This is a genomic window from Streptomyces sp. NPDC001194 (genome assembly GCF_042896985.1).
Classification (GTDB): Bacteria; Actinomycetota; Actinomycetes; order Streptomycetales; family Streptomycetaceae; genus Streptomyces.
Genome location: NZ_JBIAXU010000005.1, coordinates 225,405 through 247,906, shown reverse-complemented (window position 1 = coordinate 247,906; position 22,502 = coordinate 225,405). Strand labels below are relative to the sequence as shown.

General features: G+C 73.1%; 22 protein-coding genes. 10 read left to right on the top strand and 12 right to left on the bottom strand.

The genetic code is table 11. From position 1 onward, the window contains the following. Positions 1–67 precede the first annotated feature (67 nt). The 5 genes from ACFY1T_RS14900 to ACFY1T_RS14880 form a co-directional block, all read right to left on the bottom strand. A complete protein-coding gene (locus tag ACFY1T_RS14900; protein WP_390788467.1) occupies positions 68–685 on the bottom strand; it encodes a transglutaminase family protein in 618 nt (205 codons plus the stop codon). A gap of 72 nt (positions 686–757) precedes the next feature. Continuing rightward, positions 758–1,819 (bottom strand): low specificity L-threonine aldolase, encoded by a 1,062-nt coding sequence (locus ACFY1T_RS14895; RefSeq protein WP_030860423.1) that lies wholly within the window; start codon positions 1,817–1,819, stop codon positions 758–760. Further along, complete coding sequence (locus tag ACFY1T_RS14890) at positions 1,816–2,580, bottom strand: SDR family NAD(P)-dependent oxidoreductase (protein ID WP_390788466.1); 765 nt, start codon at positions 2,578–2,580, stop codon at positions 1,816–1,818. The genes ACFY1T_RS14895 and ACFY1T_RS14890 overlap by 4 nt, the downstream gene beginning before the upstream one ends. A 26-nt stretch (positions 2,581–2,606) precedes the next feature. After that, positions 2,607–4,013 (bottom strand): DUF6421 family protein, encoded by a 1,407-nt coding sequence (locus ACFY1T_RS14885; RefSeq protein ID WP_390788465.1) that lies wholly within the window; start codon positions 4,011–4,013, stop codon positions 2,607–2,609. Positions 4,014–4,235: 222 nt separating this feature from the next. Beyond that, positions 4,236–5,360 (bottom strand): LLM class flavin-dependent oxidoreductase, encoded by a 1,125-nt coding sequence (locus tag ACFY1T_RS14880; RefSeq protein WP_390788464.1) that lies wholly within the window; start codon positions 5,358–5,360, stop codon positions 4,236–4,238. Positions 5,361–5,409: 49 nt separating this feature from the next. Here ACFY1T_RS14880 and ACFY1T_RS14875 point away from each other — a divergent pair, with 49 nt between their 5' ends. Both ACFY1T_RS14875 and ACFY1T_RS14870 read left to right on the top strand, forming a co-directional pair. Continuing rightward, on the top strand, positions 5,410–6,081 hold the full coding sequence (locus tag ACFY1T_RS14875; RefSeq protein ID WP_390788463.1) for a PadR family transcriptional regulator: 672 nt from the start codon (positions 5,410–5,412) through the stop codon (positions 6,079–6,081). 188 nt (positions 6,082–6,269) lie between these two features. Then, complete coding sequence (locus tag ACFY1T_RS14870) at positions 6,270–6,962, top strand: glycerophosphodiester phosphodiesterase family protein (RefSeq protein ID WP_030860438.1); 693 nt, start codon at positions 6,270–6,272, stop codon at positions 6,960–6,962. 76 nt (positions 6,963–7,038) lie between these two features. Here the strand turns inward: ACFY1T_RS14870 and ACFY1T_RS14865 are convergent, their stop codons facing one another. Further along, entirely contained in the window at positions 7,039–7,578 is a 540-nt protein-coding gene (locus ACFY1T_RS14865; RefSeq protein WP_390788462.1) for a GNAT family N-acetyltransferase, read from the bottom strand. A 147-nt stretch (positions 7,579–7,725) separates the two neighbouring features. Here ACFY1T_RS14865 and ACFY1T_RS14860 point away from each other — a divergent pair, with 147 nt between their 5' ends. The 3 genes from ACFY1T_RS14860 (at position 7,726) to ACFY1T_RS14850 (ending at position 10,118) form a co-directional block, all read left to right on the top strand. Further along, complete coding sequence (locus tag ACFY1T_RS14860) at positions 7,726–8,259, top strand: DUF5134 domain-containing protein (RefSeq protein ID WP_390788461.1); 534 nt, start codon at positions 7,726–7,728, stop codon at positions 8,257–8,259. Between the two features lie 91 nt (positions 8,260–8,350). After that, a complete protein-coding gene (locus ACFY1T_RS14855; RefSeq protein ID WP_390788460.1) occupies positions 8,351–9,289 on the top strand; it encodes a M56 family metallopeptidase in 939 nt (312 codons plus the stop codon). Between the two features lie 187 nt (positions 9,290–9,476). Next, positions 9,477–10,118 (top strand): TetR/AcrR family transcriptional regulator, encoded by a 642-nt coding sequence (locus ACFY1T_RS14850; protein ID WP_030860442.1) that lies wholly within the window; start codon positions 9,477–9,479, stop codon positions 10,116–10,118. 9 nt (positions 10,119–10,127) lie between these two features. Here ACFY1T_RS14850 and ACFY1T_RS14845 read toward each other — a convergent pair whose 3' ends face one another. Further along, positions 10,128–11,615: an LVIVD repeat-containing protein gene (locus ACFY1T_RS14845; RefSeq protein WP_390788459.1), complete on the bottom strand. Its 1,488-nt coding sequence runs from the start codon at positions 11,613–11,615 to the stop codon at positions 10,128–10,130. A gap of 92 nt (positions 11,616–11,707) precedes the next feature. Between ACFY1T_RS14845 and ACFY1T_RS14840 the strand changes: the two genes are divergently transcribed. Together ACFY1T_RS14840 and ACFY1T_RS14835 are read left to right on the top strand one after the other, a co-directional pair. Beyond that, positions 11,708–12,364: a DUF305 domain-containing protein gene (locus tag ACFY1T_RS14840; RefSeq protein ID WP_390788458.1), complete on the top strand. Its 657-nt coding sequence runs from the start codon at positions 11,708–11,710 to the stop codon at positions 12,362–12,364. A 52-nt stretch (positions 12,365–12,416) separates the two neighbouring features. Continuing rightward, positions 12,417–13,775: an FAD-dependent oxidoreductase gene (locus ACFY1T_RS14835; RefSeq protein ID WP_390788457.1), complete on the top strand. Its 1,359-nt coding sequence runs from the start codon at positions 12,417–12,419 to the stop codon at positions 13,773–13,775. Positions 13,776–13,850: 75 nt separating this feature from the next. Here ACFY1T_RS14835 and ACFY1T_RS14830 read toward each other — a convergent pair whose 3' ends face one another. The 3 genes from ACFY1T_RS14830 to ACFY1T_RS14820 all read right to left on the bottom strand — a co-directional run bounded on the left by ACFY1T_RS14830 (position 13,851) and on the right by ACFY1T_RS14820 (position 16,878). After that, complete coding sequence (locus ACFY1T_RS14830) at positions 13,851–14,201, bottom strand: ArsR/SmtB family transcription factor (RefSeq protein WP_390788456.1); 351 nt, start codon at positions 14,199–14,201, stop codon at positions 13,851–13,853. 89 nt (positions 14,202–14,290) lie between these two features. Further along, a complete protein-coding gene (locus tag ACFY1T_RS14825) occupies positions 14,291–15,436 on the bottom strand; it encodes an NADH:flavin oxidoreductase/NADH oxidase (protein WP_390788455.1) in 1,146 nt (381 codons plus the stop codon). An 80-nt stretch (positions 15,437–15,516) separates the two neighbouring features. Continuing rightward, entirely contained in the window at positions 15,517–16,878 is a 1,362-nt protein-coding gene (locus ACFY1T_RS14820) for a wax ester/triacylglycerol synthase family O-acyltransferase (protein ID WP_390788616.1), read from the bottom strand. Positions 16,879–17,094: 216 nt separating this feature from the next. Here ACFY1T_RS14820 and ACFY1T_RS14815 point away from each other — a divergent pair, with 216 nt between their 5' ends. The 3 genes from ACFY1T_RS14815 (at position 17,095) to ACFY1T_RS14805 (ending at position 19,926) form a co-directional block, all read left to right on the top strand. Then, entirely contained in the window at positions 17,095–18,198 is a 1,104-nt protein-coding gene (locus ACFY1T_RS14815; protein WP_390788454.1) for a WD40/YVTN/BNR-like repeat-containing protein, read from the top strand. A gap of 11 nt (positions 18,199–18,209) precedes the next feature. After that, positions 18,210–18,896, top strand: coding sequence for a uracil-DNA glycosylase (locus ACFY1T_RS14810; RefSeq protein ID WP_030860457.1), 687 nt, complete (start codon positions 18,210–18,212; stop codon positions 18,894–18,896). A gap of 109 nt (positions 18,897–19,005) precedes the next feature. Continuing rightward, on the top strand, positions 19,006–19,926 hold the full coding sequence (locus tag ACFY1T_RS14805) for a sirohydrochlorin chelatase (RefSeq protein ID WP_390788453.1): 921 nt from the start codon (positions 19,006–19,008) through the stop codon (positions 19,924–19,926). A 253-nt stretch (positions 19,927–20,179) separates the two neighbouring features. Here the strand turns inward: ACFY1T_RS14805 and ACFY1T_RS14800 are convergent, their stop codons facing one another. Together ACFY1T_RS14800 and ACFY1T_RS14795 are read right to left on the bottom strand one after the other, a co-directional pair. Then, positions 20,180–21,256: a lactonase family protein gene (locus ACFY1T_RS14800; protein ID WP_390788452.1), complete on the bottom strand. Its 1,077-nt coding sequence runs from the start codon at positions 21,254–21,256 to the stop codon at positions 20,180–20,182. Positions 21,257–21,314: 58 nt separating this feature from the next. Continuing rightward, complete coding sequence (locus ACFY1T_RS14795; protein WP_030860463.1) at positions 21,315–22,451, bottom strand: nitric oxide synthase oxygenase; 1,137 nt, start codon at positions 22,449–22,451, stop codon at positions 21,315–21,317. Between the last annotated feature and the right edge of the window lie 51 nt (positions 22,452–22,502).

Sequence of the window (22,502 nt, the reverse complement as noted above, 5' to 3'; positions counted from 1 at the left end):
TCGGGGGTGGGGGGAACGGGGATGGTCTGCCGCCGAAAGTACCCATGGGCATGCCAAGTTGACAACGTTATCCGACAGGAAACTTTCCTATCTCCGCAGGGAGGTTGCGCCGGAGCGCCGGCCCGTCGGCGGACTCCCGCAGGGCTCCCAGCACGGCCGGATGCGGGGTGGCGTACAGCTCGGGGTGGTCGACCTCGCCGAGCTCGGGGCGTACGGGGAAGGCGAGCCGCTCGGCATCGAGGGAGAACCGCGCGTCCACACCCGGCTTGTTGCCCCGCGGATCCTGGCGGGCCCAGTCCGCCGCGCCCGGCAGCCGGAGGGCGATCAGCCCGTGCACGACGGGGTTCGAGCCGTCGTCATCGGTGAGCCGCTGGTAGCAGAGGCCCGCCGGGATGCCGCGAGCCCTCAACAGGGCGACCAGCGCATGGGACTTGGCGTAGCAGATGCCGTTGCGGGTGCGCAGCACGTCCGAGGCGCGCCAGGAGACGCGCGGGTCCCCCGAGTCGGCGGAGTGCGGGATCGCGTCACGGACGAACTCGAAGGCGACCTTGGCGTATGAGTATGCGTCGCCGGTGGAGGTCCAGAGGGCGTCGGCGGTCTCGCCCACGAGCGGGTGGCCGTGATCTATGACTTCATCGGCCGCCAGATAGGCGTGAATCTCCGGGCTTTGCGGGATCAGCTGCATGGCCCGGAGCATAGGCATACCCCCGACCGTGAATCAATAGATTTACGGTCGGGGGTATATCTATTCAGATCTTCAGCGGGACAGCTCTTCCTTCAGCGCCTGGAGGAAGCCGTCGACGTCTTCCTCCTGGGTGTCGAAGCCGCACATCCAGCGCACGTGGCCCGCGGCCTCGTCCCAGAAGTAGAAGCGGTAGCGCTGCTGCAGCCGCCGCGTCACCTCCTGCGGCAGCTTCGCGAACACCGCGTTGGCCTGCACCGGGTAGAGGATCTCCACACCGTCGGTCTCGCGCACGCCCGCCGCCAGCCGCTGCGCCATCGCGTTCGAGTGCTGCGCGTTGCGCAGCCACAGGTCCTTGGCGAGCAGCGCTTCCAGCTGCACCGACACGAACCGCATCTTGGACGCGAGCTGCATCGACATCTTGCGGATGTGCTTCATCTGCCGGACCGCGTCCGGGTTGACGACCACCACGGCCTCGCCGAACATCATGCCGTTCTTGGTGCCGCCGTAGGACAGCACGTCCACGCCCACCGTGTTGGTGAACGTGCGCATCGGCACGTCGAGCGAGGCCGCGGCGTTGGCTATCCGGGCCCCGTCGAGGTGGACCTTCATGCCGTGGGAGTGCGCGTGCTCGCAGATCGCCCGGATCTCGTCCGGCGTGTAGACCGTGCCGAGCTCGGTGTTCTGGGTGATCGAGACGACCTGCGGCATCGCCCGGTGTTCGTCCTCCCAGCCCCAGGCCTGCCGGTCGATGAGCTCGGGGGTGAGCTTGCCGTCCGGGGTCGGGACGGTGAGCAGCTTGAGCCCGGCCATCCGCTCCGGGGCGCCGCCCTCGTCGACGTTGATGTGCGCCGACTCCGCGCAGATCACCGCGCCCCAGCGGTCCGTCAGGGCCTGGAGGGCCGTGACGTTCGCGCCGGTGCCGTTGAAGACCGGGAAGGCCTCCGCGTACGGGCCGAAGTGACTGCGGATGATCTTCTGCAGGTGCTCGGTGTACTCGTCCTCGCCGTAGGCGACCTGGTGGCCGCCGTTGGCCAGGGCGAGGGCCTCCAGGATCTCCGGATGGACCCCCGCGTAGTTGTCGCTCGCGAATCCGCGCACCGCCGGATCGTGGTGGCGGCGGGCATCGGTTTTCACGGTTGCGGAGTGAGCCACAGACGCTGTCCGTTCACATCGATGGCGGGCCGCTCCCAGACGCCGGCGATGGCCTCGGCCAGCTCCTTGACGTCGGTGAAGCCCGCGAACTTCGCATTGGGGCGCTCGGCGCGCATGGCGTCGTGCACCAGTGCCTTGATCACCAGGATCGCAGCCGCGGCGCCCGGGCCGTCCTCGCCCCCCGCCTTGCGGAAGGAGTCGGCGAGGGCCAGCGTCCAGGCCTCGGCGGCCGCCTTGCCCGCGTTGTACGCGGCGTTGTTGGCGACCGGCTTGTGCGCGCCGGACTGGCTGATCAGGACGTAGCGGCCGCGGTCACTGCGCAGCAGCCCGTCGTGGAAGGCGAGCGAGGTGTGCTGGACGGTGCGGATCAGGAGCTTCTCCAGGAAGTCCCAGTCCGCGAGGTCCACGTCGGTGAAGGTCTTGCTGCCGCGCCAGCCGCCGACGAGGTGGACGACCCCGTCGATCCGGCCGAACTCCTTCTCCGTGCGCTCGGCCCAGGCCTTGGTGGCCTCCAGGTCGAGCAGGTCGACGGTGTCACCGGTGACGGTGGCGCCGCCGTGGGCGTAGCGGGCCGCGTCCACGGACTCCGCGAGGCGCGACGGGTCGGCGTCCGCCGCGACGACGACGGCACCGGCCTCGGCGAGGCGGAGCAGGGCGGCGCGCCCGGCGGGGCCGCCGGCCCCGGCGACCGCCACCACGGCACCGTGGAGCATGCCGTTCCCGGACTTCCCAGCGCTGTTCATCTGTGCAGCCTCCTGTGGGCGAGCGCTCACGCGGCGACCCGCTCGGCCGAATCGGCGTTCACTGCAGTGATGCCCTTCGTGGAGGCGATCACTCCCTTGAGCTTCTTGGCAAGGGCCTCGTAGAACATGCTCAGCGGAAACTCGTCGGGAAGCACGTCGTCGACGAGCTTGCGCGGCGGCTGCGTGAGGTCGAGGGCGTCGGGGCCCTTGGCCCACTTGGAGCCCGGGTGCGGGGCCAGGTAGGTGGAGACGAGCTCGTACGCCTTGAACCAGTGGACGAGCTTCGGGCGGTCGATGCCGGCCCGGTAGAGGTCCTCGATCTCGGCGCACAGCTGGTTGGTGACCTGCGGGGCGCGCATCCAGTCGATCTTCAGCTTGTTGTCCGTCCAGCGCACGACGTCGTGCTTGTGGAGGTACGCGAAGAGCAGCTGGCCGCCGAGGCCGTCGTAGTTGCGGTTGCGGTCGCCCGAGACCGGGAAGCGGAACATCCGGTCGAAGAGGACGGCGTACTGCACGTCACGGCCGTGCTCGTTGCCCTCGGACTCCAGCTTCACGGCCTCCTTGAAGGCGGTGAGGTCGCAGCGCAGCTCCTCCAGGCCGTACATCCAGAACGGCTGGCGCTGCTTGATCATGAAGGGGTCGAACGGCAGGTCGCCGTGGCTGTGGGTGCGGTCGTGGACCATGTCCCACAGGACGAAGGCCTTCTCGCAGCGCTCCTGGTCCTCGACCATGCGCGCGATGTCCTCGGGCAGCTCGATGCCCAGGATGTCGACGGCGGCCTCGGTGACCTTGCGGTAGCGGGCGGCCTCGCGGTCGCAGAAGATGCCGCCCCAGGTGAAGCGCTCGGGGGCCTCGCGGACGGCGATGGTCTCCGGGAAGAGCACGGCCGAGTGCGTGTCGTAACCGGGGGTGAAGTCCTCGAAGGTGATGCCGAGGAAGAGCGGGTTGTCGTACCGGGTGCGCTCCAGCTCGGAGAGCCACTCGGGCCACACCATCTTCAGGACGACGGCCTCGAAGTTGCGGTCGAGGTTGCCGTTCTGCGTGTACATGGGGAAGACGACCAGGTGCTGGAGCCCGTCGGCGCGCTCGGCGGCCGGGTGGAAGGCCAGCAGGGAGTCCAGGAAGTCCGGCACCTTGAAGCCGTCCGCGACCCACTTGCGCAGGTCGGCGACGAGCGCCCGGTGGTAGGCGGCGGCGTGCGGCAGCAGCGGCGACAGCACCTCCACGGCGGCGATCGCCCGCTCGACGGCGGCCGCGACCTCGGTCGGAGCCGGGGCGTCCGCGGCCTCGAAGTCGATCGAACCGTCCTTGGCCTGCCAGGGGCGGATCTCCTCCACGGCGGCCTTGAGCTCGGGCCACGCCGGGTGGTCGACCACCCGCGCACCGGCGGCTATCACCGCACCGCCAGAACCCGGCACAAGAATTTCCGTCATGTCACTTCCTCCACAGGAGAACCTCGCGTCAACACAGCGTATGCGTGCGAGCCTCTCCTGCTCAAGGGCCTGTGCGGGAAATTGTCCTGCGCGACCCCTATGGACACCGTAATTCTTCCCGCCGTCCACCGTCCGGGCGAGCGCTTCGCCCCTTTCGCGCACCGGCGCCCGCACCCGTCGGCCCCGCGGGCGCTCATCCGCGCGGCCGACGGGTGACGTCGGTCACTCAGGCGTACGGAAGTACGGAATGACCTTTTCGCCCCACTGGCGCAGCGTCTCCAGACAGGCCTCCTGAGGCACCGTGCCCATCTGGATCAGGCACATGATCTCGTCGGCACCGGCCTCCTCGAGCCGCCGTACGTACGCGATGGCGTCGTCGGCGCTCCCGTACGCGTGGTCGGCGTGGAAGGTCGCCGTCGCGGTGGGACGCACCGGGATGGCCTGCTCGTGCAGCCGGGCCACCACCTGCTCCGCCGCGCTGCGCATCTGCGCCGCCTCGTCGGCGCCCGCGACCACCGCCTCGTCCGGCACGCCGGCGCCGCCGTACCAGTGGCCGATGGACTGCGCGAAGAACCGCTGGCCGCGGATGCCGATCCGGCGCGCCTCGGCCGGATCGTCGAGCACGATGGTCGGGCAGAGCACCGAGAAGTGGTCGTTGACCGCGGTGGAGACGAGGCGCCCGCCGTCCCGGCCGGCCACCACCCCGTCGTACACGGCCCGCATCGTGGCGATGGACTCCGGCCCGGCGAAGCCCATCACCAGGGCACCGACACCCAGCTCGGCGGCCTGTACGAGGGTCTCGGCGCGGCTGCACGCCAGGAACAGCGGCGGATGCGGGGTCTGCCGCGGCCGCGGCAGGATCGGGTGCGGGTCGATGTCGATCAGCTCGCCGTGGTACTCCAGCTCCTCCTCCTGCCATGCCCTGCCGATGATCCGCAGCGCCTCCTCCACCTCCTGCGTGGTGCGCTCCCGGTCGACCCCGCACAGGGAGGTCTCCTGTTCGGTGCCGCCGCGCCCGGCGCCGAGGTCGAGGCGGCCGCCGGAGAGCAGGTCGAGCATCGCGGCGCGCTCGGCGACGCGGACCGGGTGGTTGAAGTTGAAGGGCATGCAGACGACCCCGTGGCCGATGCGTATGGTGTGCGTCCGGGCCGCGACCCAGGTCAGGAAGATCTCCGGGGCGGACATGTGCGCGTACCACTTCAGCGCGTGGTGCTCGACGGCCCAGATCCGGTCGAATCCCATCCGTTCGGCGAGCACGGCCTGCTCCACGCAGTCGCGGATGACCTGGTGCTCCCTCTCCACGGTCGGGTCGGCGAGCTGAGCTTCGAAGATCACGGAGAATTTCACGATGCCTCCAGGGTTGCGTCCCGTGCCCGGCCTTACTTCAATTCGCCATATGACTAGTAGTCAGACGTCGAAGAAGCAAGACCTGCCGGCGACCGCGTGGGCGGTGCTCGGGATGCTGTCCTTCCCCGGGGAGCGCACCGGGTACGAGCTGAAGAAGTGGGCGGACTCCTCCCTGCGCTTCTTCTACTGGTCCCCCGCCATCAGCCAGATCTACGCCGAACTGCGCCGGCTGGAGGGGCTCGGGTACGCGGCCTCCGCGCGCTCGGGGCCCGAAGAGGCCCGGGCCAAGCGCCGCTACGCCATCACCGACACCGGCCGCGCCGCCCTCGCCGGCTGGGCCTCGGACACGGCGGAGGCCGGACCCCCGGTGCTCAAGCACGGGCTGCTGCTGCGGATCTGGCTCGGCCATCTCGCCGAACCCGAGTTGCTGCGCGCGATGGTCGACGGGCACCTGGAGCGCACCCGGGGCGAACTGGCCGCCGTGCGGGAGGCCATGGCGCGGGCGGGCGAGGTGGCGGAGTGGGCCTTCCCCGCGCTCGCACTGCGCTGGAGCGAGCGGCAGCACCTGGCCGAACTGGAGCTCGGCGAAGCCCTGCTGGCCGATCTGGCGGAGCTGGCCGCGGCCGGCGCGGAAGCCCGGGAGGGAGCCCCCGGGGGAGCCCCGGCCGGCCGCCCGGCCGCGGATCGTCAAGGCCGTGGGGACGCGCCCACGCCCGGGTGACGCGGCAGGGCCCCCGCGGCGCGCGCGGCGGCGCACGACCCTGGCGGGAACCGGCCGAAGGCCCCGTTCCGGGCGCTGCACGGGCGGTCCCATCGCATCCCCGGCGCACTAGCATGCGTCCTCACCGCCCGGCCGGTAGGGACGCCGCGACCGTGCGGGGAGCCGCCGTCGACGGAAGCGAGAGAACCTTGACTTTCCTCACCATCGGTCACCGCGGGGTCATGGGTGTCGAACCGGAGAACACCTTGCGGTCGTTCGTCCGCGCGGAACGTTCCGGAATGGACGTCATCGCGCTGGATCTGCAGCTGAGCAAGGACGGCGTGCTCGTCGTCCTGCACGACGCCGAGGTGGACCGCACCACCGACGGCTCCGGAGCCGTCGCCGATCTGACCCTGGCCGCGCTGCGCGAACTGGACGCCGGCCACGGTGAGCGCGTGCCGGTCTTCGAGGAGGTCCTGGACGCCGTCCGGACCCCGCTCCAGGTGTCGGTGCAGGACGGGCCGACCGCCGCGGCGCTCGCGGAGCTGGTCCGGCGCCGCGACCTGAGCGGGCGGGTGGAGGTGGCCTCCTTCGACGACGCGGTGCTCGCCGGAACGGCCCGGCTGCTGCCCGGCGTACGGACCACCCTGTACGCGGACCTGCGCATGACCCACCCGAGGTCCGTCGAGGACCGGGCGCTCGCCGTGGGGGCGAACACGGTCGCCCTCGGCATCCGAGAGCTCACCCTGGCCATGGTGGAGTCGGTCCACGCGGCCGGGCTGCGGGTGACCGGCTGGACCGTCAACACCCTGCAGCAGCTGCGGCTGGCCCGGGCCCTCGAACTGGACGGCGCGGCCACGGACTTCCCGGAGATCCGCAGCACGGGCCGGTTCCTGGCGTGACGGCCGCGCCCGGCGCCGGGATCCGGTGACCCGGCATCCCGGCTCCGGTGCCTGGGTCCCGGTTTCCCGCTCCGCGCTACAGCGTCTTGACCAGCAGCTCGAAGGCCAGGTCGTCGCGGAGCGGGACGCCGAAGCGCTCGTCGCCGTAGGGGAAGGGGCTCAGCTCGCCGGTGCGGCGGTAGCCGCGGCGCACGTAGTACGCGATGAGCTCCTCCCGTACGTTCACCACCGTCATCCGCATCTCCTTGGCGCCCCACGTCTCGCGGGCGCGGCGCTCGGCCTCGGCGAGGATCTCCTTGCCGAGGCCTGCGCCCTGCAGCCCCGGGCGGACCGCGAACATCCCGAAGTAGACGTGGTCGCCGCGGTGTTCGAGCTGGCAGCAGGCGACGAGCTCGCCGCCGCGCTCGACGACGAGCAGGACGCCGTCGGCCCCGTCGATGACCGCGCGGACGCCCTCGGGGTCGGTGCGCTGCCCGTCCAGGACGTCGGCCTCGGTGGTCCAGCCGGCCCGGCTGGCGTCTCCGCGGTAGGCGGACTCGACGAGAGCCACCAGCTCCGGTACGTCCGCCTCCACGGCACTGCGGAAGTTCAGGGCGGTGGGGTGGGCGGTCGACATCGGGGGGCTCCGTTCAGCTCAGCGGCATATGACATGCCCGGTGCGGCAAGGAGAGCCTAACCCGGGGCGGCGTGCGGGCGTCCGGGCCGGGGCATCTCTTCCCGTGACGCCGACGAACCGGGAGGTTCCGCCGTGCACGGTCCCGCCATGTCCCTTCCCGCTTCCCTCTCCGCGTGGCTGCTCGTCCTGCTGTGCGCGGTGAGCGGCGCGTACTGCCTGTCGCGGGCGCGCAGATCGGAGCGGGAGGCCCGCGGCGGGGCGGCGGGCGAGGCGCTGATGGGCTTCGGGATGGCGGTGATGGCCGTGCCCCCGGGCATCGGCCCGTGGGGGCCCGCGGTCCTGCTGGCCGTCTTCTGCGGGGCCGTGCTGCACGCCCTGTGGCTGCTGCGGGGCGGGGCGCACCACGCGCACCACCTGGTCGGCTCGCTGGCCATGGCGTACATGGCGCTGACGATGACCGGCGGGGGCGGGCACGGGCACGGCGGCGGGCCGCCGCTCGTCACCGGGGCGCTGCTCCTCTACTTCGCGGGGTACGTGCTGCTCGGCGGGGCCCGGCTGGTGACGGCGGGCGGGGGTGCGCAGCCGGTCGCGGGCGGGCCGTCCACCAGGCCCGGGGATCTGACGCGGGCGTGCCGACTCGCCATGGGGATCGGGATGTTGGCGATGCTCCTGAGTCTGTGAAGATCCGGGCCCGGGTGGACAAACGTGTCCTGCGTCACCAATCCCGAAAGGCCGTACCGGCAGGTAGCCCCGCGCTCATAGGCTGGCGGACATGATGGTCCCCGCCGCACTCCTGTTGCTCGGCGCACTGACCGCGGTGCTCGCTCCCCGTCTGCTGGCCCGGGCCGAATGGCCCGAGCGGGAGCCCGTCGTCGCCCTGTGGGTGTGGCAGTGCGTGGTGGGCGCGGTGCTCCTGTGCTTCGCCCTGTCGATGCTGCTGAGCGCGGCCGCCGCCTGGCTGGCGGTGCGGGGCCGGCTCTTCGCGGCGGCCCCGCACGGGGTGGTCGACGCGTACGCGCTGGGTCCGACCGGCGGCCCGTGGGCCGTGGGGACCGCGCTGGTGCTGGCCGGCGGCGGGCTGTGGACGGGGGCCCGGCTGACCGGGGAGGTGCTGCGGGCCCGCGCGCGGCGCCGGGCGCAGGGCGCCGAACTGCTCGTACGGGCGCCGCTGCTGCCCGGCGAGGATCCGGCCGGGGCCCGGCTCGTGGTCCTGGAGGGGGAGCGGCCCGACGCGTGGTGGCTGCCGGGCGCCGCCCCCCAGCTGGTGGTGACCACGGCCGCGCTCGGACGGCTCAAGGGGAGCCAGCTGGACGCCGTACTGGCGCACGAGCAGGGGCACGCGCAGGCCCGGCACGACTGGCTGCTGCACTGCTCGAGGGCGCTGGCAGGGGGATTCCCGCAGGTGCCGGTGTTCGCGGCGTTCGAGGCGGAGATGCACCGGCTCGTCGAACTGGCCGCCGACGACGTGGCCTCGCGGCGGTTCGGGAGACTGACGATCGCGCTGGCGCTGGTCGGGCTCAACGAGGACCGGGGGGTGTTCGGGCCCTACCCGAGCCCGCAGCCCCATGTGTCCGAGCGGGTGCGGCGGCTGCTGTCGGCGGCGCCGCGGCTGTCGGCGGGCCGCCGGCTTCGGCTCACGGCACTGGCCACACTGGTCCCGGCCGTCCCACTGGTGGTGGCCCTGATGCCGGGCCTGAGCGCGCTCGCCTGACCCACCGGGTCCACGCGCGATCCATCGGGCCCGCTCACGCCCGCTCGGGCCCGCTCCGCGAGGCCGAAACCGGTTGTTGCCCGGAGGTTTGGAAGTCCCTGCTCTGGGTGATCCCCCGCGTCACCCAGAGCAGGCGACCCCGTGCGCTGAGTATATTGGCTGGGAGCCAGTCAACGCAGGAGTAAGCATGTCCCCGCGCAGCGCATCGGTCAATGAAGAATTGCGCAGACGTTCCCGGGAGCGGCTGCTCCAGGCCACGGTCGAACTCGTCGCCGAGCGCGGCTACGAGGCCACGACGCTCGGCGACATCGCCGACAGGGCGGGCGCGGCCCGCGGCCTGGTCTCCTACTACTTTCCGGGCAAGCGCCAGCTACTCCAGTCGGCGGTGCACCGGCTGATGCACCTGACGCTGGACGCCGCCCTGGAGCGCGAGCCGCGCAGCGACGACGGCCGCGAGCGGCTCGCCCGCGCGATCGACGCGATCCTCGGGCTCGCCCGGGACGAGCCGCTGCTGATGCGGACCCACATGGCGGGCATCCTCCAGGCCGAGGGCTTCGTGCGGTGCCCGGAGCAGCGGCGCCTGGCGGAGCTGCTCCGGGACACGGTCACGCGGTACGGATCGGCGGACGTGGACACCGACTACCCGCTGCTGCGGGCCCTGCTGATGGGCGCGGTGGTCGCCGTCCTGCTGCCGGGGGCACCGATGCCCATGGCACGCCTGCGGGCGGAGCTGTTCCAGCGGTACGGGCTGGAGTGGGAACTCGGCTTCCCGCCGGAGGGCGGGCCGCCCGGCGCGGCGTTCCCCACGGCGGGTCCCCCGGCGGGCTAGTGCGCCGGGTCAGTGGTATTCGGGCTGCGTCTGGACGTTGAGCCGGTCCATCCACACCCGCTTGGCGCTCTCGGTGCGCCAGTCGTCGATCCGCAGCACGTCGAGCCCCTTGGCGATGTCGTTCGAGTAGACGTACCCGTTGTAGTAGTAGGCCGACCAGGACCCGCCGAGTCCGAGCTGGTCGGTGGTGAGCGGGCCGCGCTCGAAGTAGCCGATCTCCTTGGGCCGGGCGGAGTCGGTGAAGTCCCACACCGAGACGCCGCCCTGGTACCAGGACTGGACCATGATGTCGCGGCCGCCGCCGACCGGGATCAGCGAGCCGTTGTGGGCCACGCAGTTCTCGGTGTCGGCCTGCAGGCGCGGGATCTTGAAGTAGCTGCGGAAGACGAGTTTGCGCTGGTCGCCTCGGCCGGTGATGTCGTAGATGCCGTCGGCCCCGCGGTTCGGGCCGGTGGCCTCGTTGCAGGTGGCTCCGCCCCCGCCGCCCAGCTCGTCGGTGAACACCACCTTGTCGGCCTTCTCGTTGAAGGTCGCCGAGTGCCAGAAGGCGAAGTTCACGTTGTCCTGCACCCGGTCGATCACCCGCGGCTGCTCGGGCTTGCTGATGTCGAAGAGGATGCCGTCGCCCATGCAGGCGCCGGCGGCCAGCTTCTTCGACGGCAACACGGTGATGTCGTGGCAGCCGGTGGTCTTGGTGACGCCGGGGTTGGCGGGCCCGCCGGGGTTGCCGCCGTCCGGGAAGAGGACGGGGAAGGCCACGACGGCCGCCTGCGTCGGATGCTTCTTCGGGACCTTGATCACGGAGATGCCGTCGTGCGGCGGTTGGCAGTCAGGGAACGCCTCGTTGGGCGAGTACGAGGACACGTAGAGGTAGATGTCGCGCTCACCCGGCACCAGTGTGTGGGTGTGGGAGCCGCAGTTGGTCTCGACGGACTTGATGTACTTGGGGTTCTTCTTGTCCTTGATGTCGAAGATCTTGATGCCCTCCCACGAGGACTTCTCGGTCGCGGGCTGCGAGACGCTGTTGCAGGAGTCGTCGCTGCGCGAGGAGTCGGTGGAGAGGAAGAGCAGGTCCCCCTGGACGGAGACGTCGTTCTGGCCTCCGGGGCAGAGCACCTGGCTGACGGTCTTCGGGGCCTTCGGGTTGCCGATGTCGTAGATGGTGAAGCCGTTGTAGTTGCCGGCGTAGGCGTACTTGCCCTGGAACGCCAGGTCGGTGTTGATGACGCCCGGATAGGTGCTCGGGACGTTGGCCAGGTGCCTGACGTTGGCGCTGTGCACGATCTCGTCCTGGCCGGGGATCTCGCCGGGGGCCGGTACGCGGCCGCCCGGCGCCGGGTCCGCCCCCCGCGCGGAGGCGCTGCCGGGCGATAAGTCCCCCGGATCGGGGGTGGCGGCCGCGGGACCGGCCGCGAACAGCGTGGTCAGCAGCCCGGCCGCGGCCACGGCCGCTCCCAGGCTCCTGTGCCGCACTCGGGTGGTGTGCTTCGAGGTCACTGCGCCCTCCCAGGGGGATCCGATCGGTTGCGCTCGTGAGGGGAACGTGCCCGCCGGGGTACCGGAGCGGACCCCGGCAGTATGTTCCCTTCATGGACATGGCAAAAGGGTTACTCGGCCGGACGACCGCGGCGGCCGTGGCCGCCGGGATCCTGCTCGCCCTGGCGGGCTGCGACGGCGGGGACGGCGGCGGCGGGTCGGAGAACGGCGGCGCGGCGGTCATCGCCCCCGGCAGACCGGGCGAGAAGGCCCGCACCCTCTCCCCCGGGGAAGCCGCGAAGGCGCAGCCCGACGACCGCCCCAACGCGGCCGACCGGGCCTACGTGCGGCACATGGTCGAACACCACCGGCAGGCCCTCACCATGAGCGCGCTGGCCCCGGAGAGGGCCTCGGCGGACGGGGTCAAACGGCTCGCCGAGCGCATCTCGGCCGCCCAGAAGCCCGAAATCGGCGCCATGGAGAAGTGGTTGGCCCGCTACCCCGCGCCCTCTGGGGCCCCGGAGGGCGGCCACGACCACGGCGCGATGCCCGGCATGGCGACCGAGGCGCAGCTGAGCCGGCTCACCGCGGCCAGGGGCCCCGAATTCGACAGGCTCTTCCTCACCCTGATGACCGCCCACCACGAGGGCGCCGTGAAGATGGCGGGCGAGGCGCTGGCCGCCGGGAACAACGGCGCGGTGGAGGAAATGGCCAACGAGGTGGTGGCCACCCAGACCGCCGAGATCCACCGGATGCGCGCGATGGGCTGACGGCCGCCGGACCCGGTGGCATGCTGGGAGCACCTGCGGGAGGAGCTCCGCCGTGCTTCGTGTCGCCGTCGTCGGTTCGGGCCCCAGCGGGGTCTACGCCGCTCAGACGCTCGTACAGCAGCGTGAGGTGCCCGGCGTGCGCGTCGACGTACTGGACCGGCTGCCGGCGCCGTACGGGCTGGTGCGCTACGGGGTGGCCCCCGACCACGAGAAGATCAAATCGCTCCAGGGCAGCCTGCGCACCGTGCTGGAGGACGAACGGATCCGCTTCCTCGGAAACGTCGAGGTCGGCGGGGAGCGGCTCACCACCGCACGGCTGCTGGAGCTGTACCACGCGGTGGTGTACTGCGTGGGCGCGGCACGTGACCGGCTCCTCGGCATCCCCGGCGAGGAGCTGGCCGGGGTGCACTCCGCGACGGCTTTCGTCGCCTGGTACAGCGGACATCCGGACGCCGTGGCCGAGGCCTTCGACCTGCCCGGGGTGGGCTCGGCGGTGGTCGTCGGAGCGGGCAACGTCGCGGTGGACGTGACACGCATGCTGGCCCGGGGCGAGCCGGAGCTGGCCCCGACCGACATGCCGCAGCCGGCCCTGGGCGCGCTCGCGGACAGCGGGGTGCAGTCGGTGTCGATGGTGGCCCGACGGGGGCCCTCGCAGGGCAAGTTCACCACCAAGGAGCTGCGGGAGCTGGGCACGCTGCCGGGCGTGGCCGCCGTCGTGGACCCCGCCGAGCTGGCGCTCGACCCCGCGTACGCCGACCAGGAGGCGGCCGCCGCGCTGCCCGCGGTGGCCCGGCGCAACCTGGAGGTGCTGCGCGGCTGGGCCGGGCAGGACCCGGACGCGGCGCGGCGCCGGATCGACCTGCGGTTCTACCTGCGCCCGGTGGAGGTGCTGGCCGGCCCCGGCGGCCGGGTCGCCGGGATGCGCTTCGAGCGGACCGCCCCGGACGGCCGGGGCGGGGTCACCGGGACGGGCGCGTACGAGGACGTCGAGGCGCAGCTGGTGCTGCGCTCGGTGGGCTACCAGGGGGTTCCGCTGCCCGGCCTGCCGTTCGACCCGGTCAGGGCCACCGTCCCGCACGCCGCGGGCCGGGTGCTGCGCGAGGGCCGGGCCTCGGTGGGCGAGTACGTGGCGGGCTGGATCAAGCGCGGCCCGACCGGGGTGATCGGCACCAACCGGCCCTGCGCCAAGGAGACGGCGTCCTCACTGCTCCAGGACGCGCCGGCGCTGGCCCGGCGGGAGCTGCCCGGCGACCCGCTGGACGCGCTGCGGGCGGCGGGGCTGCACCCGGTGGAGTGGCCGGGCTGGCTGGCGATCGAGACGGCGGAGGCCGATCTCGGGCGCTCGCTGGGCCGCCGCTCGGTGAAGATCCCGGACTGGCCGGGCCTGCTGGCCGCGGCGGCGGGCGCCTGATCACGGCCGATGCTCGCCCGGCCGCGGCGAACTCGGCGGGCGCCTGATCCGGCCCGGGCCGCTGCTCGCGGAGACCTACCGGCCGGCCCCGCGGGCCTCTTCAGCGGCGGCCGCCGCGAGCACGCTGTCGAGCAGCCCCGGGAACAGGCCCTCCAGCTCCTCGCCGCGCAGGCCGTTCATCTTCGCCGTCCCCCGGTAGGTCTGGCGGACCACACCGGCCTCCCGCAGGACGCGGAAGTGGTGCGTGGTCGTCGACTTGGTGACCGGCAGGTCGAAGTACGAGCACGCCAGCTCGTCCGGCGTGGCCGCGAGGTCCCGCACGATGGACAGCCGGATCGGGTCCGACAGCGCGTGCAGCACCGCTTCGAGCCGGATCTCGGCGGGGCCGGGATGCGCGAGCGCGCGGGTGGTGGCCGTATCCGTCACGTCTGCCCTCGTCTCGCCCGGCTCCCCTGCTTGTACGAGAGCCACCGTAGTACATCGACCGCCACCGGAAGGACCGGCAACGGGCCCGGCTACCAGGCCCGGTGGTACGAGACGGGCACCCGCACCCCGGCGCCCGCTTCGAGGCCGCGTTCGGCGCCCAGGGCGGCGGCCGCGGTGCGCGCCCAGTACGGGTCGCGCAGCAGCTCGCGGCCCAGCAGGACCGCGTCCGCCTGCCCGTCGGCCAGGATTCCGCCGGCCTGCGCCGGCTCGGTGATCAGCCCGACGGCGGCCACCGGGAGGCCGGTGCGGGCCTTGACCTCGGCCGCGAACGGCACCTGGAATCCGGGCGCGGCCGGGATGTCCGCCTTGGGGGCCATGCCGCCGGTGGACACGTCCAGGAGGTCCACCCCGCGCTCCTGGAGCAGTGCGGCCAGCCGGACCGTGTCCTCGGAGGTCCAGCCGGTCTCCTCCAGCCAGTCGGTGGCGGAGATCCGGAAGAACAGCGGGAGCTCCTCGGGCCAGACCGCCCGTACGGCGTCGACGACTTCGAGGGCGAAGCGGACCCGGTTCTCGAAGGAGCCGCCGTACGCGTCGGTGCGCCGGTTGATCTGCGAGGAGAGGAACTGGCCGATGAGGTAGCCGTGGGCGCCGTGGATCTCGACGACCTCGTAGCCGGCGGCCAGCGCGCGCCGCGCGGCGTCCGCGAACCGGCCGGTGATCTCGTGGATCTCGGCGGTCGTCAGCTCGTGCGGCACCGGGTCGCCCTCGGCGAACGGCACCGGGCTCGGGGCGCTCGGCAGCCAGCCGCCCGCCTCGGGACCGACGTATCCGCCGCCCTCCCAGGGCCGGCCGGTCGAGGCCTTGCGGCCGGCGTGGGCGATCTGGATGCCCGGGACGGCGCCCTGGGCCTTGATGAAGGAGGTGATCGGGCGCAGCGCCTCGGCCTGCGCGTCGTTCCAGATGCCGAGGTCGTACGGGGAGATCCGGCCCTCCGGGGAAACGGCGGTGGCCTCCTGGAGGATCAGCCCGGTACCGCCCACCGCGCGGGCCGCGTAGTGGGCGAAGTGCCAGGCGTGGGCCACGCCCGCGTCCGGACCCGAGGCCTCTGCCACGTACTGGCACATCGGCGCCATCCAGACCCGGTTCGGCACGGTGACCGAGCGCAGGGTGAAGGGCGCGAAGAGGGCCTCGGCGTGGGTGGCGGGGTCGGTGGGGGCCATGGGGGCAGCACTCATGAAGGACTCTCCGGAGGTGGCCGGGCACGCCGCGGATCGGCGACTTGTACGAGAGTCAGCGTACTACGAATCCTTCCGTACTACGAGACCTCTCGTACAAGCTCGTCGAGCTCGGCGCGCAGTGCCTCCGCGAGGGCCGCCAGGTCCGGCACCGCGGCCGCGTCGGCGACCAGGCCGTAGTGGACCGTGCCCTTGTACGTGGAGACCGCGACCGCGAGGGAGTGGCCTCGGGCGAGCGGGGCCAGCGGATAGACCTCCCGGACCCGGCTGCCGCCGAGCGAGAAGGTGAAACCGGGCAGCGGGACGCTGGTGACCAGGATGTCGAAGAGCATCCGGGCCGCCTGGGCGACCAGGGGGCCGCCGAGCCGGTGGCCGAGCGGGTGGACGTGGTCGGCGAGCAGGGCGACGGCTCCGGCGCCCCGGGCGGGTCCCGCCTCCTTGTTGCGGTCCATGCCGAGCCGCACCCGGTCCAGGCGCAGCAGCGGGTCCGGCTCCGCGAGCGGGAGCCGGAGCAGGTAGCCGGAGAGCCGGTTGCCGTACTTCGCCGCACCGCCGGGCCGGCGGCGGGATACCGGTATCAGGGCGCGCGGGCCGGGCCCCTCGGGCTCCGGATCGCCGCGGCCCAGCAGCCAGCGCCGCAGGGCGCCGGCCACGAGGGCGATCAGCACGTCGTTGACGGTGCCCCCGGCCACCTTCCGGATGCGGTTGACGTCGTCGAGGTCGAGCGCGAGGCCGGCGACCGCGCGGGTGCCGGTCCGCGCCGGGGCGGCCGTCAGGGCCGCCGGGACCCCGAGGGGCAGTCCGGCGCGGGCCACGGAGGCGCCGATCTCCAGGGCCTGGCCGACGTCCTGGACCCGGGCGGCCAGCATGCCGGGCAGGCTGCGCAGGGCGGAGCCGGCGGCCGTGGGCTGCGGCTCCGGGGCCGGGCGCGCGGGACCCCGCGCGGTCGGGCCCTCGTCGAAGAGCATGGCGGCCAGCGCGAGGGCCCCGAGTCCGTCGGCGAGGGCGTGGTGGAACTTGAAGAGCACCGCGAAGGAGCTCGGATCGGGCCCGGCCAGGACGTGCGCCTCCCAGGGCGGCCGGCCGCGGTCCAGCGGCCGCGCCATGAGGGGCCCGGCGGCGGCCCGGGGATCGGGGGTGCGGACGAGGAACACGTGCCGGGCGGCGTCGAAGTCCGCGTCGGGCGACCAGGCCGCCGCGCCGATCGGCAGCAGCACGTCGTGGATGCGGCGGCGCAGGCCGGGGACGGTGGCGCAGCGGGCGGTGAGCAGTGCGGCGGCGCGGACGGCGGGGTCCGGGTCCGCGTCGGGGCCCGGCCCGGATCCGGGCGCGCCCTGCGGGGCGGCGTCGAAGACCGCGAGGGCTCCGAGGTGCATGGGGTGGGCGGCGGATTCGATCCGCCAGAAGGCGAGGTCGAGCGGTGACAGGTGCTCGGTGGCCACGTATTGCCTCTCGCGTGCGGTGGCAGAGGTGGAAGTCAACCCCTTTCGGCCTCCTACGATCAAGTAGCCACCCTTTGAATACGCCCGTTGATCGATGCCGATCGACTGCCCGGGACACCGGATCGGCTGACCGGCCGCTGTCGGTGGCCGGGTGCAGACTGGCGGGAACGGTACGCAGCACGACGGCCGGGACGACGAAGTCCGGAGGTGTCGATCATGTCGGATGTGATCCTGCTCGCGGGGACCCGCAAGGGGCTGTTCATCGGCCGCAGGCGGGGTGAAGGCCCCTGGGAGCTCGACGGGCCCCATTTCAACGCCCAGGCCGTGTACGCCGTCGCGATCGACCGGCGGGGCCCCGCGCCCCGGCTGCTCGTCGGCGCGGACAGCTCGCACTGGGGGCCTTCCGTGTTCAGCTCCGACGACCTCGGGGCGAGCTGGCACGAGCCCGCCGCCCCCGCGGTGAAGTTCCCGAAGGACACCGGGGCCTCCCTGGAGCGGGTCTGGCAGCTGCATCCGGCCGGCCCCGAGGCGCCGGACGTGGTGTACGCGGGGACCGAGCCCGCCGCCCTGTTCCGCTCGACGGACCGCGGGGAGTCCTTCGAGCTGGTCCGGCCGCTGTGGGAGCACCCGAGCCGGGGGAGCTGGGTGCCCGGCGGCGGCGGTGAGGGACTGCACACCGTACTCACGGATCCGGCCGACCCCGCCGCGGTGACCGTGGCGGTCTCCACCGCCGGGGTGTTCCGCACCCGGGACGGCGGCGCCCGCTGGACCCCGTCCAACGAAGGCGTCTCGGCGGTGTTCCTGCCGGATCCGCATCCGGAGTTCGGCCAGTGCGTGCACAAGATCGCCCGGGACGCCGGTGACCGGAAGCGGCTGTACCTGCAGAACCACTGGGGCGTGTACCGCAGCGACGACGGCGGGGCCCGGTGGACCGACATCGGCGCCGGACTGCCCTCCGACTTCGGCTTCGCCGTGGCGGCGCACCCGCACCGGCCCGGAACCGCGTACGTCTTCCCGCTCAACGCCGACTCCGACCGGGTCCCGGCGGAGCACCGGTGCCGGGTGTTCCGCACCCGGGACGCGGGCGCGACCTGGGAGCCGCTCACCCGCGGGCTGCCGGCCGGGGACCACTACGGGACGGTGCTGCGGGACGCCCTGTGCACGGACGACGGGGACCCGGCGGGGGTCTACTTCGGCAACCGCAACGGCGAGTTGTACGCCAGCCGGGACGACGGGGACAGCTGGCGGCTCATGGCCGAGCACCTGCCCGACGTCCTGTGCGTACGGGCGGCGGTCGTCCCCCGCCCGATCGGCCAGTAGAGTGACTCGCCGTGGCAGCACGACCGTTGAACGAGATCGTCGAGCCGGGCTGGGCCCGGGCTCTGGAGCCGGTGGCGGCGCAGATCGCCGCGATGGGCGACTTCCTGCGCGCCGAGATCGCGGCGGGGAGGACGTACCTGCCCGCCGGGGCGAACGTGCTGCGCGCCTTCCAGCAGCCCTTCGACGAGGTGAAGGTGCTCATCGTCGGCCAGGACCCGTACCCCACCCCGGGGCACGCGATGGGCCTGTCCTTCTCGGTGGCGCCCGAGGTCAGCCCGTGGCCGCCCAGCCTCGACAACATCTTCCGCGAGCTGTACGCCGACCTCGGGGTGCCCCGTCCGGCGAACGGGGACCTGACCCCGTGGAGCCGGCAGGGTGTGCTGCTGCTGAACCGCTCCCTCACCACCGCCCCGCGCAAGCCCAACGGGCATCGCGGCAAGGGCTGGGAGAGCGTCACCGAGCAGGCGATCCGAGCGCTCGCCGCGCGTGGCAAGCCCCTGGTGTCGATCCTGTGGGGCAGCGCCGCCCGCAATCTGCGGCCGCTGCTCGGCGAATTGCCGGCCGTGGAGTCCGTCCACCCCTCCCCCATGTCCGCGGACAGGGGCTTCTTCGGCTCGCGGCCGTTCAGCAGGACCAATGACCTGCTGGTCCGCCAGGGAGCCCAGCCGGTGGACTGGCGACTTCCGGCCGCGGGTTGACGTTTCGGTTGAACGGTATACGACATTCACCGGATAAATACGGACAGAAGCCGCCCGTTGAGGCCCTGCCCGAACACTCGGTTCCGATAAGCCAGTAGCATGCGGCGCCATGAGCTCCCCCACTGGGCCCGCGAATGGCCTGCCCGTACGAATGCCGCGACCCCGCCCTGCCGGACGGCACCGCCGACCCGAGCCCGCGGTGGCGCCCGAGGGCGCGCCCGCGCTGGTGCTCGCCGTGCCCGGTGCCCCTTCCGCCGCCTCTCGGGGACTCGCGGAAGAGATCATCAGCATCGGCCGCTCCGAGCTGCCGGGCCTCGACGCCCGCATCGGTTTCCTCGAGGGCGATGACGCCGACGGCTCCGAGCTCCCGGCCCTCTCGCGTGTCCTGACCTCGGTCGCGGCCGAGCGCATCGCCCGCGCGGAGTTCGCCCGCGCCGCCGGCCACGAGGTGCCCGCGCCGACCGGCCCGGACGCCGTGGTCGTCCCGCTGCTCGCCGGCCCCGACGCCGACCTGCTGCGCCGGATGCGCCAGGCCGTCATGGACTCCTCGGCCGCGGTCGAGCTGGCCGAGGTGCTCGGCCCGCACCCGCTGCTCGCCGAGGGCCTGCACGTACGGCTCTCCGAGGCCGGCCTGGCCCGCGCCGACCGCGCCCGGCTGTTCACCGTCACCACCGCCGCCGACGGCATCATCGTGGCCACCACCGGTGGCGACGAGGCCGTGCAGGCCGCCGCGGTCACCGGCATGCTGCTGGCCGCGCGCCTCGCGGTGCCGGTCAAGGCCGCGGCGCTCGACCAGGAGGGCTCGGTGGCCGCGGTCGCCGAGCAGCTGCGCAGCGAGGGCTCGACGCAGCTCGCGCTGGCTCCCTACCTGATCGGCCCGGAGGCCGCCGAGGGGCTGCTGGACACGGCCTGCAAGGAGGCCGACTGCGCGGCCGCCGAGGTGCTCGGGGCCTACTCGGCGCTCGGCAAGCTGGTCGTCACCCAGTACTCCGCGGCCCTCGGCCTCGCCCAGGGTGCCGCCGCCCACTGATCCCGCACGGATCCGCTCGTACTAGGGGGTGTCTTGCCGATCAGGCCGGGCTCGCGGTGGTGGGCACCGCGCCTCGCCGCGTTGTCCTCGGTCGCCGACGCTCCGCGTCGACTCCCTCGTCCGCCTTGCGATCCACGGCGCCCACCACCGCTCCCTGACCCGGCCTGATCGACAAGACACCCCCTAGGGCCCGCGCCCCGGGTTTCGACTCCCGGGGCGCGGGCCCTCGTCCGTGCCTGCGCGTACGGCCGGGTCAGGCGAAGACCACGCAGGCCGCGGCGGGCACCGCCACCGAGCCGGCCCGGCGCGGGCGGCCGGTGAGCGGGTCGACGTCGAACCAGGTGACGTCACCGGAGCGCTCGTTGGCCGCGTACAGCCGGCGTCCCGAGGGGTCGGCGGCGAGGTCCCGCGGCCAGCTGCCGCCGCAGTCCACGCTGCCCGTGAGCTGCGGCTTCTCGGCCCCGTCGGCGAGCGAGAGGGTGGCGATGGCATCGGCCCCGCGCACGGCCGCCCACACGAAGCGGCCGTCGGGCGAAGCCACCACGGCCGAGGGGTAGGCCCGTACGGCCCCCGGAGGGGCCACAGGCGCGACCGGAACCTCGATGATCGGATCCAGTTGCCCGGAGTCCGCGTTCCAGCGGCAGACGGTCAGCTGCGGCTCCAGCTCGTGCAGGACGTAGGCCACCTCGCCGCCGGGGTGGAAGGCGAGGTGGCGCGGGCCCGTCCCGGCGCGCAGCGCGGTCTCGCCGTGCAGGCGCAGCGCCCCGGTGGCCGGGTCCGGGGCGCAGACCCGGACCGAATCGGTGCCGAGGTCCACGCTGAGCACCCAGCGACCGCTCGGATCGGGCAGCACCTGGTGGGCGTGCGGCCGTTCCTGACGGCTCGTGTCGGGGCCGGAGCCCTCGTGCGCGAGGACCGAAGCGGGCCCGGAGAGGCTGCCGTCCGCGGCGATCGGCAGGCTGCTCACGCTGCCGGAGGTGTAGTTGGCGGTGAGCAGCCGGCGTCCGGCCACGCTGAGGTGCGTCGGTCCGCAGCCGCCCACGGGGACGGCGGGGCCGAGTGCCGTGAGGCCCTCGGGGGTGGACCGGAAGGCGGCGGCCGCGCCGCGCTCCGTCTCGCTCACGGCGTAGAGCACCCCGGCGGCCCGGTCGAGGGCGAGGTACGAGGGGTCCGCGAGCGCGTCGGTGGCGGACAGGAGGGTCAGCGCACCGGTCGCCGGGTCCACGGCCGCGGTGGTGATGCCGCGGCCGCCTCCCGAGGTGAACGAGCCGATGTGGGCTCGCAGTCCGCCGCTCCGGTCGCTGCCGTCCGCACCTTCGGTGCCGTCCACAAGATCCCCTCTCCACCGTCCGGATCGATCCGTGCGGAGCCGACGGTAACAGAAGGGTCTAGACCAGATCCCGCCCTTGGGCCCGTTCCCGCGCACCCGGATGGTGCACGTACGCCGTCGAGCTGGGCCGGTCCTCGTACGTGCGGTGGAAGACCGGGGTCGCGGAGCCCGAGATCGGCGGCACGATCCAGGACCAGTCGGCGCCCACCTCGCGCCCCTTGCGCTCCTCCCGCTCCATGTGGCTGAGGAAGCGCCGGGATTCGGTGTGGTGGTCCGCGATGGTGACCCCGGCCCGGTCGAAGGAGTGCAGCACGGCCCGGTTGAGCTCGACGAGCGCGCGGTCCTTCCACAGCGAGCGGTCGCTGGCGGTGTCGAGGCCGAGGCGCCGGGCGACGGCGGGGAGGAGGTTGTACCGGTCGGTGTCGGCGAGGTTGCGGGCGCCTATCTCGGTCCCCATGTACCAGCCGTTGAAGGGCGCGGCCGGATAGTGGATGCCGCCGATCTCCAGGCACATGTTGGAGATGGCGGGTACGGCGTGCCAGCGCAGCCCCCAGCCGGCCCAGCCGGCGTCGTCGGGGTGCTCGATCGGGACTTCCAGCACGGCGTCCGCGGGGGTGTCGAACCAGCGGGGCTTGTCGTCGACGCCCTGGACCACCAGCGGCAGGAGATCGAAGGGGGTGCCCGCGCCGCCGGTCCAGCCGAGGCCGAGCAGCGCGCCGGTGAGCGGTGCGTTGCGGGCGTCGCCCACGGTGACGGAGTGGTGGTCGCCGTATCCGGCGTACCGGACCAGCTGCTCGCTCCAGATCAGCGGGCCGGGGCGGTCCGGAGCGTCCGGGGCGAAGACGGTGATGGTGGGTCTGACCCGGCCGCCGTTGGTCGCGTCGCGCAGGTGCTCGAAGCACTCGGCGGCTATCTCGTCGGCGTCGGTGAGCTCGCGGCGGTCGCGCACCCGCAGCGAGTTCCAGTACAGCCTGCCGATGCAGCGGTTGCTGTTGCGCCAGGCGACACGGGCCCCGTGGACGAGCTCCTGCGGGGTGTGCCGGTAGCTTCCGGTGTCGGCGAGCTCGGCCCGCACGGCGGCGAGCCGGGCCCGCGGATCACCCGCCTGCGGACTCTCCCGGTGGAAGAGTCGGATGAACTCCTCGGCCGCTTCCCACACTTGGGCTGTGGTCGAGCGCTGTTGAAGTATTTCCATCCCGGGCGGTTACCCCCTGTCCGACCAGATCCACCCTGTACGTGCCGGATG

What these genes read in the sequence shown, in the direction of transcription:
- ACFY1T_RS14900 (WP_390788467.1), bottom strand. Translation starts at nt 685, where the DNA reads ATGCAGCTGATCCCGCAAAGCCCGGAGATTCACGCCTATCTGGCGGCC.
- ACFY1T_RS14890 (WP_390788466.1), bottom strand. Translation starts at nt 2,580, where the DNA reads ATGAACAGCGCTGGGAAGTCCGGGAACGGCATGCTCCACGGTGCCGTG.
- ACFY1T_RS14885 (WP_390788465.1), bottom strand. Translation starts at nt 4,013, where the DNA reads ATGACGGAAATTCTTGTGCCGGGTTCTGGCGGTGCGGTGATAGCCGCC.
- ACFY1T_RS14875 (WP_390788463.1), top strand. Translation starts at nt 5,410, where the DNA reads ATGACTAGTAGTCAGACGTCGAAGAAGCAAGACCTGCCGGCGACCGCG.
- ACFY1T_RS14865 (WP_390788462.1), bottom strand. Translation starts at nt 7,578, where the DNA reads ATGTCGACCGCCCACCCCACCGCCCTGAACTTCCGCAGTGCCGTGGAG.
- ACFY1T_RS14860 (WP_390788461.1), top strand. Translation starts at nt 7,726, where the DNA reads ATGTCCCTTCCCGCTTCCCTCTCCGCGTGGCTGCTCGTCCTGCTGTGC.
- ACFY1T_RS14855 (WP_390788460.1), top strand. Translation starts at nt 8,351, where the DNA reads ATGATGGTCCCCGCCGCACTCCTGTTGCTCGGCGCACTGACCGCGGTG.
- ACFY1T_RS14850 (WP_030860442.1), top strand. Translation starts at nt 9,477, where the DNA reads ATGTCCCCGCGCAGCGCATCGGTCAATGAAGAATTGCGCAGACGTTCC.
- ACFY1T_RS14840 (WP_390788458.1), top strand. Translation starts at nt 11,708, where the DNA reads ATGGACATGGCAAAAGGGTTACTCGGCCGGACGACCGCGGCGGCCGTG.
- ACFY1T_RS14825 (WP_390788455.1), bottom strand. Translation starts at nt 15,436, where the DNA reads ATGAGTGCTGCCCCCATGGCCCCCACCGACCCCGCCACCCACGCCGAG.
- ACFY1T_RS14815 (WP_390788454.1), top strand. Translation starts at nt 17,095, where the DNA reads ATGTCGGATGTGATCCTGCTCGCGGGGACCCGCAAGGGGCTGTTCATC.
- ACFY1T_RS14805 (WP_390788453.1), top strand. Translation starts at nt 19,006, where the DNA reads ATGAGCTCCCCCACTGGGCCCGCGAATGGCCTGCCCGTACGAATGCCG.
- ACFY1T_RS14795 (WP_030860463.1), bottom strand. Translation starts at nt 22,451, where the DNA reads ATGGAAATACTTCAACAGCGCTCGACCACAGCCCAAGTGTGGGAAGCG.